This is a genomic window from Pseudonocardia adelaidensis (assembly GCF_039543345.1).
In the GTDB taxonomy this organism is placed as follows: domain Bacteria; phylum Actinomycetota; class Actinomycetes; order Mycobacteriales; family Pseudonocardiaceae; genus Pseudonocardia; species Pseudonocardia adelaidensis.
In genome coordinates this window covers 310608-325377 of record NZ_BAABJO010000001.1, presented here as the reverse complement: position 1 = coordinate 325377, position 14770 = coordinate 310608, and the positions used below count along the sequence as shown (strand labels likewise).

Here is a 14770-nt window from a genome sequence, read left to right as displayed (position 1 = left end):
CCAGTCCGTTCATGAGCGAGTGGCGTTCGTTGCGTTCGGAAGCCGCTTGCCGCGCCAGCCACCTGTCCTGCGGTACAGCCGCCAGGCTCGGGTGGTCATCTTCTCGGGATAGGGCGCGATCCGCGCCTGCCGGCCCGCGAGCCAGGCCTGCAACCGGGCCGTGTCGGTGTCTGCCCGGATGGTGAGCCGGGCCAGGGCGAACTGATCGTCGGGGGGTGAGCTCAGCGCATTCTTCACCGCGCAGGCCGATGTGTAGCCCGCCATGCGCACCGATCGTCGCACGCTGTCGCGGTGGAATCCGTAGGGATAAGCGAAGCTGGGTACCTCGCGGCCCAGCTCGTCCTCCAGCAGGTCCTTGCCGCGCCGGATCTCCTGGGCCGCGAGCCCCGCCGGCAAGACGTCGAGCTGAGGATGGGTGTGGGTGTGCGCCCCGATCTCGACGCCCCGCTGCGTCAGCTCGGCCAGCTGTGACCAGCTCAGCATGTGCGCCGGCGGCAGCCGCAGCTCCGGCGCGGGGGAACCACGCCCCCGCAAGGCCCCCGTCGTCACATACAGGGTGCTGGGCAGCCTGCGGGCGATGAGCTGCTCCGCCGCGTCGGCGAAGTCCGCAAAGCCGTCATCAAAGGTGACCACCACGGGCCGTTCCGGCCAGGGCGTCCGGCCCCGCAGGGCGTCGCGGAGATGTGAGACGGTCAGCCCGGTGTGGCCTCGGGACACGATCACATCGAGGTGGTGGGCGAACGTCGTGGGCGTGACCGCGAGGGGTGCGATCCAGTCCGCGGGCGCCGCGGACACCGAGTGATATAGCAGAATCGGGATAGTCCTCGGGCTGCTCGTCGGGATGGTCATCGAGCTTCCACCTCCTGGGCGCGTGCGAGGGTCAGCCGCTGACGTTCGCCGCCGTCGCGGACCGTGGCGATGAGGACCGCAACCGTGGTGATCGTGGCGAGCACGACCAGGCGCAGGGCGACGGAGCCGTTGGCGAGAAGCGTCAACGCGGTGTTGAGCAGGATGGCCAGCGCGATGCTCAGCGCGACGCCGTACACCCAACGCTCGACGGCCTCGCGCATCGGCAGCAGCAGGCACACGGCCAGGCCTGGGCAGACCAGCACGAAGCCGAACACCAGCACCACGCGCGGTGGAGAGGCCGAGGGCGCGAGCAGCACCGCCAACAGGGTGGTCCAACCCGAGATGGCCAGTGCCCAACGCCACCGAGGGGCCCGGCGAAGCGGCGACCAGACCGCGTTCAGCAGAAGCCGGCCCCGCTGCGGCGACATCCGTCCCGGCTCGGTGTTCATGGGGTCCGCTCCGGAATAGGGCGCACGAGCGTGAGCACCACAGCGTCCGCATTGCGGTAGAGCACGACGAAGTTCGGCGAGCGCTCGAGGCTCTGCTCGATCCGAGAAAGGCTGTTCTGAGGCATCATGCCGGTCATTTCGACGTCGAAGCGTTGGGCTCGGGTGAGAATGAGATAGGAGTGATGGTGCTTATCCAGGCTCATCATGTCGGTAAACGTGCCGACGGGATCAGTGAGGACCTCTTGCCGATAGTTTCTGTCCTCCAATGCGAACCGCTCGTAATCGTAAACCTCATAGTTGGTGAAGCCCCAAGGGAAGTCACTGGTGGCGGAGGCGACCAGCGACCCTCGGGGTGCAACTCCGTAGACGAACTGCGCCGCCTGCAGCTCCGCGTCGCTGAAGTAGTTGGCCTCCTCCTTGCCGTAGTACGAGAATGCGAAGCCGGGCACCAGGAGCAAAGCGACGGCGGGCAGTGTCAAACGCGTCCACCAAGACCGCCCGGCTGTCTGGCGCGGGAAGAAGGCCGCGCCGACGTAGAAGATGGCGAACGGTAACCCGAACATGTAGATCCGGAAGATCATTTCGCCGTCGTAGTCATTGGCGAAGATCATGGCGATCGGCGTCAACGCCAACAGCGGCAGGGCAAGTTCGCGGCGACTGCGGAAGTGACGGGCAAAGCCGAGCAAGGCCAACACCCACACGGCCGCGCTGTGCGCACGGTCGACCTGGGCAACCAGGACCTGCCCCTGGCTCGCGGCGGCCAGATTGATGAAGCCGGAGTTCGCGTTGGCGCCGAACGCTCCGAACGTCGATTCGATCCCGCCGAGGTTCTGCGACAGCCACGGCCAGGCGAACGACAGGTCCCACGCCACGGTCATCCCGATCATGAAGAGGGTGGGTACGACCAGGCGCTGCCGGCCGAACACCACCAGGGTCACGAGCCCACCAATCAGCATCAGTGGAGTCAGCTGGTGGGTGGGCACGATCGCCGCCATCATCACGACGGTGGCGACCGTGATCCACAACCTGGTGCTGCGCCAACCGCCTCCCGTCAGCGGCGACGGGACATTTGGCGCCCCCACGGAGCGGGGGCCGAGGTAACGCAGGCACAGCGCCAAGACGCACAGAAAGAGAAAAAAGGTGCAAGCCTGGGGGGATAAATAGTCCTGACCGACCCAGGATCCGAGAAAGAACAGTGCGATCGCGGACCAGATCAACCGCTGATCCGTGGTGAAGGTCCGGAAGATCAAGAATAGGGGCCCGATGAGTAATACGTTGAAGAATGGCGGTGCCCACACCGCGTAGCCGGCAGACGTCGTCAGCCCGCTCGCCTTGGTCAACATCGCGTTGGTCGAAAAGAACCCCGGCCAGGACTGATAGGCGCCAAGCTCTCTCAGCGCGCGGTTCACCCCGGCGTTGCGCATGAAGAAGTCCACCACACCGACGTGCTTCCAGGCCCACGAGTAGCGCAGTGTCGGGTACAGAAGGCTCGGCGTGGCATGCAGCAGGGCAATCAAGGTGACAACGTGACACACCAACATCGGCACCGAAGGTGGGCGGCGGTACACCTGGATACAGAAACTGACCAGGACCAACGCCAGTGCGAGCCAGAACGTGTCCGGTAACAGCGGGACCAGACCCAGATCGCCCATACCGTGTGGGTCGATCCGCAGGAGCGAGACCAGCCACAGCACGACGGCCGAGGGCAGGGCCAGACTCCGCGCGAGCGTGGCCAGGGTCGGCCAACCGCCGGTCCGCGCGGCACCGCCGGCGGTGCGGTAGAGGGCGTGGTACGCGGAGACGGCGCGCGCGCGGGCGGTGCGCCGGGTGCCGGGCGCCGGGCCGGCCCCGTCGGTGCCGGCCATGTGGTCCGGTACCAGCCCGGCCGGAATGTCGTGCACTTCGGCTCGTGTCTCGTCGGGCATCACGTCGATCCCACCTTCGCCGGTACGTCGGCGACCGCGTGGAGTACCGGTTCAGCGTTCAATGCCCACCAGACCGGGTTCTCCCGATACCGGTCGCACTTGCGCCGCAACTCGACTGCATGGTGCAGCCAGGCGAGCAGGATCAGCGTCCGCTCGTCGACATCGACCCGGAGATCGTCCACCTCGGACTCGCCGCGAGTCCGCCGGCGCGCCCCGGCCAGCACGGCGCGCTCACGCTCGGGTAGCCCCCCGGCGCGCAGCAGCCGAGTCACCGTCGCACCCATCTCGCGGCCCTCGCGCTGGCCGACCGCGCACACCAGCAACATGTAGGAGTCGAGCAGGGAGGGCTGGCCGGGACGGGCACCCCCCCAGTCCACGATGCCGCTGACCCGGCCGTTGTGGTCGCTGATCAGCACATTGCCGGGGGTGAAGTCGCCGTGGGTCCAGCTGACCAGCGTGCGGTGACCGGCCAAGCCGTCGCGCAACCGGGATCCCAACCGCTCGATGGCGGGCAGCAGCGCGGGCGTCAGGACCTGACACGATTCGCGTAGTTGGCCGAGCGGCGCGTCGACCCAGTTCCGCAGGTGATCGGAGTTCACCAAGTCGAGGCGGCCGGTCAGCCGGTGGAACTGGTGGACCGAGCGCAGCGCCTCGGTCAGTGCCGCGTCGCCGCGGTCAGGCGCGGTGAGGCATCGGGCCAGCTCGGATCCCTCCAGCATGGTCTCGACCGTCACAGTGCTGACCTCGTCGTTGCGGTGCAGCAGCACCCGGGGCAGCAGCGCACGCCATCCGGCCAGTGCCACCCGCGACGAGAGAGCGCTGAGTACGAGGCGTTGCGCATGCAGCTCACGGGTCGCTCGGCCGGTGCGAGCGAGCTTGAGCACCGCGACGGGTCGCTGTCCGGGCGGGCCGAGCCGCGCCACGCACAGGTCGGTCACCGTGCCGACCGGGATCAGGTGGGTCCAGGTGGTCGGGGGCGGCGTGCCGGGGATGCTCGGCAGCTGGGGTAGCAGGCTGGGTAGCAGCGCGTGCGGATCGGGTCCCGGTCGGCCACGCCGTGCGCGTACGCAGGTGATGATCCGCCCCAGCCGCTCCCGCTGGCCGAGTGCGCCGGCGGCGCGGAGTGTCCAGATCACCAGCGGGAGAGCGATCCGGGGCAGCGCGGCCCCGGTGGGTTCGCCGCGCGACCCGGCCGCGCCATCGACAGTCAGCCACAGGTCGCGACGCAGCAGCAGGAAACCGGCGATCAGGCAGTGGGTCAGCAGCCAGCCCAGACCCGCCCCGCTCAGGCCCATGACCGGTAGCAGTAGCGCGCCCAAGCCCAGCACCAGGACACACTCGGCGGCCTGGATCAGGACCACCAGCCCCATCCGGCGTTGCACCCGAGCCGAGTTCACCGCGACGACGACCAGCAGGTGCGGCAACGCGCCGAGGCTGAGCAGCCGCAGCGTCCCGGTGGCCTCGCTGTAGGCCGGTCCGATGACCCCCAGCACGTAGGGGGCGAGCACCACGACGAGCAGCACCGCTGGTACCAGCAGCCGACCCACGTGGCTCAGCATCTGCAGGCAGTTGCGGTGCAGGACGGCCTGGTCGGAGGCCGTCTCCACCACGAAGGAGGCACCCATGTTGATGTTCAGGAGGTGCAGCGAGTAGGCCATGACCCACGCGATGGCGAAACCGGCGTTCGCCGCGGCACCCAGGAACGTGATGACCAGGATGGGCATCAACGTCATCGACGCGATCGAGCAAACCGCCCCGACGTAGCCGGTCATCACGAAACGGGCGATGTCGGAGGCCCGGGGCAGGGTGTTGGCGCCGGGGGCGGTCCGCTGGTGGCGAGGGATGGCCCATCCGAAGAGGAGGACAGTGACGAGCACGACGGTGGCGATGAGCGGGAGCAGCCACGACACGAAGATCCCGTGCTCGGGTAGCGCGGTGGCAAACGCGAGCACGAGCCCAACCTTGGCCACGCCGAACAGGACATTCTCCACCGGAACCCACGCGGCCCGCCGGAGCCCGGTGAGCACCCCGTCCTGCACGACGAACAGCGTGTACGCGACGGTGGCGACCATGAACGAGGCGGGGGCCAGCGGATGGTCGAAGTAGGTCACGCCGGGCGACACACGCGGCGCGAGGGCCACGAACGACAGGCTGACCAGGACGGCGAGCGACCCGCAGGTCAAGTAGCCGACCGCGACGAGCCGCCGGGTGTGGGCTCCGGCGCTCGGCACGAACCGGACCATCGCGGTGGACACGTCGAGCTGGGCGATCGCGGCGAGCAACATCATCATCGAGAGCGCGGCGGAGTTGCGCCCGACCGAGTCGGGGTCGTAGCTGCGCGCGGTGACCGCCCAGTAGAGCAGTCCGATCAGTCCGGTGACCCCGGAGCTGAGCGTGAGCAGATGGCCGTTACGCAGCAGCGGATTGCTGATCGTCCCGGTCACGTAGCGCCGGATCTGTCCGGTTCCCCGACATACCTCGCCGGCGAGTTTGATGCTCCCCCGTGTGAACGCGGGGGATTCCTGTTTCGTCAACGGATGCCTCCTCGCCCTAGGAGTGAGGCGGTCTGACTCCGTCTCCACAGGCAGCCACTGCCAGCCCGGCCGCCAGGACGACCTGCGCCGCGTTCACGTCCCGGTCGTGGACCGCGGCGCACCGGCACACCGGTTCCCGCACGTGCGGCGGCAACTGTGTCATGATCGCCCCGCCTGCCGAGCACGTCTTGCTGCCGGGGTAGAAGCGGCCGATCGCGATCACGTCCCGGCCGTGCCACTCGGCCTTGTACGCCACCTGCCGCCGCAACTACGCCCATCTCGCGTCGGAAATCGCCCGTGCGAGCGAATGGTTCTCCAGGGTGATCGCATCGTCGCGCCAGGTGAAGCAGCTCCGGAAGTGGGGCCGGAGCCTGCGCGCCACGTCCTCGGGTCACGAGCGCCACCTCGCAGCCGCGGCCTGACGGGCCAGCCGGGCGAGCCGGGCGGGCGCGCCAGGCCGGCCTGCCTCCAGAACCGAGAGCACGGTCAGCAACCGCACCGCGTCCGGGGACAGAGTCGGTGGCCGGCAGGTCCGGCAGCTGCCGGCGGCATGCCCGACAAGCGCCTCGACGGCCTGGGCCAGGCCGGCTTGGCAGTGCGCTCGGGTCGTGGTCACACCGCGCCGGCGGAGCTCGGGGTGGGCGTTGCCGGGGGCGAATCCCATCTCAGCCATCTCCAGCAGCGTCGCGTCGGCCGGCCCGTCGCCGACGGCGAGGACAAGGGGCCGACGCCCGTCCGGGACGTCGAGTTGCTCCATCAGCGCGCGCAGCCCAACTGCCTTGTCGATCCGCAAGGGCACGAAGTCGGTCTGGCCCTCGCCGGGGACCAGCCGAACCCGGTCGGCGACCCCGGCCTCGGCGAGCGCGGCCTCGGCCGTCGTCGGATCCAGCCCGCGACGGGCCTCATCCGGGCCGCAATAGGCACGCGCGGTGAGCCGATGTCCGGGGTCGACCTGCACGCCGGGTATGCGGGCCAGCGCGGTTCGCAATGCGACCATGTCCGCCCTCTCCGGCCCGGTCACCAGCTCGCGGACCACGCCGGTTCCGTGCTGGTAGACGGCCGCGCCGTACTCGGCCACCCCGCCCGCGAGCCCGTAGCTCGCGCATCGGTCCCGCACGTCGTCGAGGTTGCGTCCGGTGGCCAACAGGGGCTGATATCCGTGCGTGAGCAGGGCTCGCAACGCCAGCGCACCGGCGGCCGTGGTCATCGCGAATCCGAGCAGGCTGATCTCCAACACGCCGTCGATGTCCAGCGCGCAGTAGGGACCGTCGAGCCGGGTTGTCGCGTCGGCCAGGTAGGTCGAGGCGAAGTACCGCTGCGCGGCGGCCGCCGCGTTTCGCCGCGCCACCGCGAGGGGAAGGCGGCCGCGCTCGGCAGCGTCCGCCAGGTGCACCAGGTGGTAGATGAGCCAGCGCTCCTCCGGAATGGGCTGTCCGCACCGGGCCTGGTAATGGCGCTTCAAACGCGCGGTGAACTGGGGGCATCGAGCGTGTGCCGATGCCCCAGCAAGGTCGAAGACCGGGTCGTAGCAGAAGTTCTCGCGGTTGCTGAACGCGCCTTCGGCGCAGTTCTCCTTGACCAGCGCCCCGCCCCGGCCGGCGCTGGCGTCGCGGTGCACGCGATGCCAGTGCTCGGGGTACATCCGACCGTCGATGATCATCGGATCGGCGACGGTCAGCAGACGACGCAGGAGCGGATCGAGCAGGGGGATGCGCAACGGCAACCCGAGTCGGCCCAGGGCGGCGCTGAGGTATCCGGCCGCGAGCTCCCAGGTCGGGCATTGGCCGGCCATCTGGACGCTGCGGTCGCTCGCGCAGGGCAGAGCCCGGCGGCGGGCCAGGACATAGTCAGCGACCCGCTCGGGCTCCGGCTCCGGCCGACCGGCCACGACGCGATCGGGGCCTGACCCATCCGGTGGCGCCGGGTCGGCTCTCAGCAGCACCCCGTCCGCGAAGCCGTAGACCTCCGGTACCCAGCCACGCAGCGCGTGCCCCACCGCCAGGGCGTGCCGACCGAAATAGCCCAGTCCGGTCCCTTCGGCCACGACTGCGCGGGTCACGACGTGGCCGTCGGCGTGGTCGTACAGCGCGGCGGTGTAGTACGCGCGATGGTGACCGCGGACGAGGTGCGCGCATTCGCCGCCTCGCGGGTTGGGGGTCAAGCGGAACAGGTCGACGACGGCCGGGAGCACGTTGCGCACGGCGGTGGCCACGCTGTCTGCGCGCAGCGCACGCACGATTCGCCACTCGGGTCCAGGAAGTGTCAACTGGGGCCACCCGCGTACCGGGGCCAGCGGCTCGGGCGTGGTCTCGCACCGGGCGAGCAACACCACAATCGACGATCCCGCGAACCCGGCCCGCTGCAACCGCTGTGCGACCTGGGCGACCGAGCGCCCGGTCACCGGCGGGTCATCAAGAACCAGGGCCATGCCGCCGGCCCGGATCGCCGCGCGCAGGCGCCTGGTCTCGTCACCGAGCAACGGCTCGCCCGGACGCACCGCCAGTGTGTCGACATCGCGGTAACCGCCGGCGCGCAGGGCCGCCGCGCACAGCGGCGCGAGGTAGCTACCCGAGGTTCGGACCCCGACCACCAGTAGGCGGCGGGTCCGATCCGGCCAGCGCTCGGCGAAGCCCGCCGCCAGGGCCGCCACGTCCTGCGGGTGCTGGTCGAAGCTGCGAAAGCACGCGGGCAGTCGCAGTATCTGGCGCCGTAGTGCCGCCGGATGCCGCTCCAGCGGCTGGGCCAGGGACGCGGTGTGGTCAATCACCCGGGCCGCACCGGGTACGAGATCTGCGCCGGGGTCCAGGGCCAGCGGCGCGAGCGCCTCGACCAGTCGTTGCAGGGCCCATTGGTGGCACGTCAATCGGTAGGCGCTCGGCGTGCAGGCGCGGGCCTGGTCCACCATCGATGCCGCCGAATGCCCGGCGGCGCCGAGCATCTGGGCGGCCAGCCAGTCACTGGCCTGGAGATACCGCGCGCCCATTCGCATGGTCGCGCCGCCGCGCCGAACGAAATCGTCAATGATCTGCTGGGTTCCGACGGCCAGCAGGAATGCGTCCAGCCAGCGTCGCTGCTGGATCTCCACCGGCAGCCGGGTGCTGAGGAAGTCGAAGTCGTTCAGCAGGTCCACCGGAGCGAAGGCCGCGCTGGCACCCGTGGGGGCGGCGCGATGGGTATCCGGGGCGCACTCGAGCGGGATCCTCGGGGTCATCGCGCCCCCGTCGGGGTCGCATCTGGCGTCGCGCCCGAATCGGAGTCGGCCCCGGTGGGTTCGGGCGCGGTGGGTTCGAGCGCCGCCCACCCGCGCGAGCCCCGGTACCGGTGCCAGCTGTGTGCGTACGCAAACGGTCCTCGGAGGAGACCCAGGACTTCGGCGAGCTCGACGGAACGGGGGAAATCCGCCTGCTTGGCGACGTTCTTGGCCGACTTGCGGGACAGCAGGTGGCGGGCCCCGGGCACAAGCGAGCGCAGCATCACGGGGAGCAAACTCGGACGGTGGGCCACCGTGCTGGTCAGGTAGGCACCCAGGCCCACTCCGTAGCCGTGTGCCATGCGACGAAGGTGATCGAACTCCCGGGGATGCCAGTGCCACAGCAGCGCGGCGGGCTGGTAGGCCAGCGTGTGCCCGGACAGGAGCACTTGGAGGAATCCGGTGAAGTCATCGCCGGATCGGGCGGGCGTGCCCACACCAGTTGCCGGGTCGAACCCGCCGATCTCGCGCAGGAACGCGGTCCGATAAGCCATGTTCGCGCCGGACCCCAGACGCCCCACGGCGAAGGGGAACAGCGGGTCCGGCGGCCGTCGCTCCGCCATGTTGTAGCAGCGGGGGATGAACCCGCGGTTGTAGCCGCCGTACTGCTCGAGCAGTTGCTGCGCGGGCGTCTGCAATTCGGCCGCCATGATCGGGCCGGTGACGCACGCAACCGCACGCGCCGTCGAAAACCCTTCGAGTATGCCGGTCAACCAGTGTGGGTCGACGGTGACGTCGTCGTCGGTGATGGCGACCCAGCTTCCGGTCACCAGGTCCAGGCCGCGGTTGTGGGCGAACCCGAGGCCGGGTAGCTCGGCGCGGGTGTAGTGGATCGGCGGCATCCCCGGCAGCGAGCGCAGCGATTCGATGGCCAGCGCTGTGTCATCCGTGCTGGGGGCGCTGTCGACGATGACGACGTCAAACTGGGGATAGTCGAGTCGCGCCACCGAGTCCAGGCAGCGCAGCAGGCTCGCGGTTCGATCGCGGGTCGCGAGGAGCACGCTCATCGGGGGTGCGGCTGTGCGCAATGCCCTGCGCCGCCTCGTGCACGCCGGTTCTCCTCCGGTATCCAGGCCCCCGGGATCCAGCCTCCCGGGCGTCGGCAGGCCGTCGGCACGCAGATGCTCCCGCACCGCCCCGGCGGCAACCCGCCAAATGGTCGCCGCCAGGTCATCGGCCGCGATCCCGCCTGGTCCCAGCGCCAGCGTCAACTCGCCAACCGGGTGCGTGTGCAGGCGCAGCAGCAGCCGCGTCCGCTGAGCCTCGCCCTCCGGACGATCCGACACCAAGTCGGGCATTGGTTCAGTGAGCTCGAGTTCGGTGATGCCCTCGACCGGTGACGCCACTGTCCTCACGGCGCCTTCCGCGAATGGGTTCCCGGAGCGGCGGTCATCTGTCAACACGTAACATGCCTTTCATCTCGCGTGCTTCGGCGACCACCGGAGACGTTGCGGCCGTGTCTCCTCGGTGGCTACTTCCCGACCTCGTCGATTTCCCCTCTGGTAGTACCGCCGAGCGGCCACCCAGATCACGAACCCGACCACACGTAACGCCGTTTCGACGGTGTAACGCTCCTCCTCGAGATCGTCGAGGGCGGCGGCGACCGCCTTGGCGATCAGGTGACCCTGTCCATCGAGGTCGGCGGATTCGAGCGAGAACGCGTCCTCGGATGCTGGCCGCTTGAACGGCCCCCCGGCAATAGGCTCGCCGGGCGCGTCGGTATGGCGGTCCCGATGGTTGCCGGGTGAGGATTCGTCACGCATGCTCGATCCACCCATTTGCCGCTCACGGACGTGGGATCGTCGCCGATCCCGGTCTGCGGAGTGGGCGCCGCCCCGGCCGGAGGGCGCCGGAGGTTGGCCCTAGCCGGCGATCGACGTCAGGCCGATCTGACGGAAGGCCCTGGTTGCGATTTGACCCGGGCCGTACCGTGTACGAGCGCGCGCAGCGCCTGTACCGCGTGACCGCTGATCCCGCGACGGTGTCCACGCAAAATCGCTCGAAGCACCCGCGTCCCATCCGGGAAGGTGCGCAGGTTTGAGCGCCCATGGCGCCGAGGCATTTCCATGCTGGGAACCTCCGCAACACGCAACCCGCGAGTCAGCGCCGACAAGATCAGTTGCGTCTCGACTTCGAACCCGGACGAGGTCAGATCCAGGAACGGAAGATACCTGCGATGAAACGCGCAGAAGCCGTAGCAGAGATCGGTGAGTTGCACATCATAGAGTGCATTTACCAGCGACACCAAGGTGCGGTTCCCGAGACGCCTAAGCCGAGTAATGTCGCGGGATCCTCCGCCGGCTATGAAGCGCGAGCCCTTGACAAAATCGTAGCCGTTCGCAAGAAAGTGCAGAAAATGTGGTATCTCCTGGGGAGACATACTGCAGTCCGCGTCAATCATCACGATAATGTCTGCGGCAGTGGCCTCGAAGCCCGAGCGTAACGCGTCGCCCTTCCCGGAACCCGTTTGAGTGACAATGCGAATGTCCGGCCTACAGTACTGAGCAGTCACCAACGTCGCGTCTGTCGAGTTCCCGTCCACGAGGATTATTTCGTTGACGCGTGTGGGAACCTGATCGAGAACCCACGATATATTGGCAGCCTCATTCTTGGCCGGAATGACCAACGCCACCGTCTCGGAGCGGTCACCATACTGTGTACCCAAATGTGACCGTACATCGAAATGTGACTGCGCATCGAAATGTCTTGCGTTCGTGTCGGGCCACCTGTCGTTTCGGCCGCCGGCGCCGGCAGGCTCAACCGGCAGAGCATCGCGAGACAGCGGCGTTGAAGCATTTCCCGTCGATGACGCATCCGGTTTGATGGTCATGACCGCTCCTCTGGTACGGCACTACTGTTCCCTGACACCGAAACAATGTCCATAAAGACGATCTCGATGGCGAGGGCGATCTGGATGGCGAGCTGGTTGGCGCGGCGCGGCGATCGGACCACGGTTGACACAGACCCGGGACAGGACGCACTCCCGGGGTCCAAGCGGCGGACGGACACCAGACACCACACGGATGTCCACTGCCCGCCCGATTTCATGGCCAAGCGTCAGGTGCTCCGCGCCGCCAACTGCCGCGGGACCATGCTAGTCACGAGACCGCCGCCCGCGTCCATCGTGAATTTTGAGTAGACGCGAGATGATACGATGAACAACATCACAATATCGTCAAAATAGATGATTGTCTCTGCGCGCCGCCGAGAGTAGACCGACGAAGCGAACGGCACCGGGGACACGGCCAGCGGTTGCCGCAACCGTGAGTGCGCCGGGGGTCGCGGTCGGTGATCTCGAGTCGGCCGGTAACCGGACGGGACCGACCCTCTCAACCGGGTCGGCTCCGCGCCTCGCGGGCCGGAGCCGGAGGGCGCGACCGATCAGGCCCGGAAGAACGCGCGCGGATGGGGATATCACGCGCGCGGGACGATGTGACGTGAGGGAACATGAATGAAATAGGGCCAAGCAGCATACCAGTCGTCATCCCGTGCCACACTGAAAGGCGCTGGTCAGCAATACTCGCGGCCGTTGAGTCCGTCAGGTCACAGACTCGGCCGTGTTCGGCCGTACTCGTCGTCGACCACAACAACGCTCTCCTCGAGAGACTTCGCACCCATTGCGCCCGGTACTGGCCAGACACCTCCACGGCGTCAGTAAGTGTCCTGGCCAACGAGTCGGATCGGGGTGTTTCGGGGGCTCGAAATACCGGTGCGAACGCCGCGGTCGGCCCGCTCATTGCTTTCCTCGATGATGACGCCGTGGCTGACCTGAAATGGCTAGAAACATTGAGCTCGACCTTTGCGGACGCCTCCGTGGTTGGTGCTGGCGGAGTGGTCAAACCCGCATGGTCCGCTCGGCAACCCCATTGGTTTCCACCCGAGTTCGGATGGGTCTTCGGTCTGACCAATCTGATGGATGGAGATCTCGAGATCCGATATGTGCGCAATGTGTGGTCGCTGAACATGATGGTCCGCAGCGACGCATTTCGTTCGGTAGGAGGCTTTCGTTCTACTTTTGGTAAAGTTGGCTCCGTTGCCCGGCCGGAGGATACAGATCTTTGTCTCAGAATGACCGCCGCGATCCCTAATGGTCGGTGGGCGCTTGCGCCGAGGGCCCGTGTCGAACACGATGTACCGGCAGATCGAGCCACCCTCACCTACTTCCTCCGACGATGCTGGCAAGAAGGCGTAGGAAAGCGCCAGCTACTCGCCATGCTTGGCCACGGCAAGACCGTTCTCGATTCCGAGATGCAGTTCATGAACCGAGACGTGCCAGCCGCGCTCGCCCGAGAGGCCCGAGGTGTCCTGCGCCGCCGTGACTACCACGCCGCCGCACGGTTGGCCGTCCTCCTCTTCGGCACGGCCACGACCGTGGCCGGGTTCGCCGTCCCGAACCCCCGGCAGCGCAGTTCCAAGGCCGCAGAGCTGAGGCAACCCGTGCCTGGAGTTTGAGCTTGGCCGCGCGCTTGCGCGTCGCCCACGATCAAGGACGAGCCCCTGGCCGACCGTGAAGCCTCTCTTTGGGGGAAGCGACGTGCAGCACCGACCACCACGTCCACGATCCACCGCGCGCGCCCCACACTCATCCGCTCCCTTGGCTGGTTCCAGCCTATGCCGGCCAGCGCGCACGGTGCTCATCATCAGCGCGTCTCCGATGTTCAGTTCGGCCTGGAGTCGGCTTTGCGGGCTCGGGGACTGCACGCCGTCCCGCTCAGCGGATTATCACCCGAGATCCACGGGAGCGCGTGTCACACTCTGTGGCTGGTCCGTCGCGCATCCGGTCTCAATGCTAGGAGAGGCACATGGGACAGGGGCATTCAGTAGGTCCGGTGGATCCGTCGATCCACTGGAACGCTGGGAGGTATGGACGAGTAGATCGAGTTCCCGTTCCTCGGCGGCTGTCTGCGGCCGGCCCTATTGATTCCGGGAAGTCGGTGGCCGCACAATGGCGGCTACCGATCTTGAGATACCACTCCGTTCCGCATAACAGGCCCGAGACTGCTGCACCGCGATCGGTTCCGATTGCTCGACTGGAGGAGCAGTTGGCGTTCGTTCGGGCATCCGGATACGACGCGGTCGGAATCACGGACGCATTGCGAATTCTTTCTGATGACAGCTCCCGCCGGGTTGTCGCACTGACCTTCGACGACGCACTACTCGATTTTCTTAACGCATTCGATCTGCTCGGGCAGTTTAAGGCCGGCGCCACTCTGTACGTCCCGACAGCCGCTGTGGGTGTCCGCGTGTCGAGGTGGGACCGAGGCCTGTCGAAGCTGAGCTGGGAGCAGATCGATCAGATCAGTGCGGCCGGTGTCGAGATCGGTAGCCAGGCAATGAGTGGGCGGCACCTCGACACGTGCTCAGATGATGCACTGCTCGCGGAGGTGCGCGAAAGCAAGCGGGAGCTCGAGGACAGGTTGGGGAAGCCTATAACTTCGTTCTGCTACCCGGCGGGTCTCACCAGTGCGCGTGTACGGCGAGCTGTCGTGACCGGCGGTTACTCGAATGCCTGCACGCTCGTGCCTCGCACGGCGCGCCCGCAGGACGACGTGTTCGGCCTCCCGCGCCTACGCGTCCGGCCGGCCGTCACCGGCGACAGGATCAACGATCTGCTCCGTACCGGCGGCAAGGGAGCGACCCTGCCAGTCGAGCGAATCGCCGTGCCGGCCTGGCGAATGGCACGACGAACCGCAGTGCGCGTGACTCGCGTCGCGCGGTGCATGATGTGACGTGTAAACTGAATCGCGCACAACCTCGGGCCTC

At 67.8% G+C, this 14770-nt stretch carries 11 protein-coding genes; 2 read left to right on the top strand and 9 right to left on the bottom strand.

Going from position 1 to position 14770, the window contains the following annotated elements; all coding sequences use genetic code 11:
- Positions 1-9 precede the first annotated feature (9 nt).
- The 9 genes from ABEA81_RS01510 to ABEA81_RS01475 all read right to left on the bottom strand — a co-directional run bounded on the left by ABEA81_RS01510 (position 10) and on the right by ABEA81_RS01475 (position 11837).
- Entirely contained in the window at positions 10-849 is an 840-nt protein-coding gene (locus ABEA81_RS01510; protein ID WP_345602683.1) for a polysaccharide deacetylase family protein, read from the bottom strand.
- Positions 846-1298 carry a hypothetical protein gene (locus ABEA81_RS01505; RefSeq protein ID WP_345602682.1) on the bottom strand — a complete coding sequence of 151 codons (453 nt, stop codon included), beginning with the start codon at positions 1296-1298 and terminating at the stop codon, positions 846-848. The genes ABEA81_RS01510 and ABEA81_RS01505 overlap by 4 nt, the downstream gene beginning before the upstream one ends.
- The gene (locus ABEA81_RS01500; RefSeq protein WP_345602681.1) at positions 1295-3226 is read right to left on the bottom strand and encodes a hypothetical protein; all 1932 of its coding nucleotides are present in this window, start codon (positions 3224-3226) and stop codon (positions 1295-1297) included. Before ABEA81_RS01500 ends, ABEA81_RS01505 begins: the two co-directional genes overlap by 4 nt.
- On the bottom strand, positions 3223-5805 hold the full coding sequence (locus ABEA81_RS01495) for a phosphotransferase (protein WP_345602680.1): 2583 nt from the start codon (positions 5803-5805) through the stop codon (positions 3223-3225). The genes ABEA81_RS01500 and ABEA81_RS01495 overlap by 4 nt, the downstream gene beginning before the upstream one ends.
- Complete coding sequence (locus ABEA81_RS42500; protein ID WP_425570417.1) at positions 5774-6013, bottom strand: zinc ribbon domain-containing protein; 240 nt, start codon at positions 6011-6013, stop codon at positions 5774-5776. The genes ABEA81_RS01495 and ABEA81_RS42500 overlap by 32 nt, the downstream gene beginning before the upstream one ends.
- Before the next feature lie 135 nt (positions 6014-6148).
- Positions 6149-8887: an HAD hydrolase family protein gene (locus ABEA81_RS01490; protein ID WP_345602679.1), complete on the bottom strand. Its 2739-nt coding sequence runs from the start codon at positions 8885-8887 to the stop codon at positions 6149-6151.
- Between the two features lie 77 nt (positions 8888-8964).
- Positions 8965-10353: a glycosyltransferase family 2 protein gene (locus tag ABEA81_RS01485; protein ID WP_345602678.1), complete on the bottom strand. Its 1389-nt coding sequence runs from the start codon at positions 10351-10353 to the stop codon at positions 8965-8967.
- A 69-nt stretch (positions 10354-10422) separates the two neighbouring features.
- A complete protein-coding gene (locus ABEA81_RS01480; RefSeq protein WP_345602677.1) occupies positions 10423-10770 on the bottom strand; it encodes a hypothetical protein in 348 nt (115 codons plus the stop codon).
- A gap of 116 nt (positions 10771-10886) precedes the next feature.
- The gene (locus tag ABEA81_RS01475) at positions 10887-11837 is read right to left on the bottom strand and encodes a glycosyltransferase family 2 protein (protein ID WP_345602676.1); all 951 of its coding nucleotides are present in this window, start codon (positions 11835-11837) and stop codon (positions 10887-10889) included.
- A gap of 617 nt (positions 11838-12454) precedes the next feature.
- On the opposite strand from ABEA81_RS01475, the gene ABEA81_RS01470 reads away from it, so the two are divergent.
- Both ABEA81_RS01470 and ABEA81_RS01465 read left to right on the top strand, forming a co-directional pair.
- Complete coding sequence (locus ABEA81_RS01470) at positions 12455-13459, top strand: glycosyltransferase family 2 protein (RefSeq protein WP_345602674.1); 1005 nt, start codon at positions 12455-12457, stop codon at positions 13457-13459.
- Positions 13460-14049: 590 nt separating this feature from the next.
- On the top strand, positions 14050-14736 hold the full coding sequence (locus ABEA81_RS01465) for a polysaccharide deacetylase family protein (RefSeq protein WP_345602672.1): 687 nt from the start codon (positions 14050-14052) through the stop codon (positions 14734-14736).
- Positions 14737-14770: the final 34 nt, after the last annotated feature.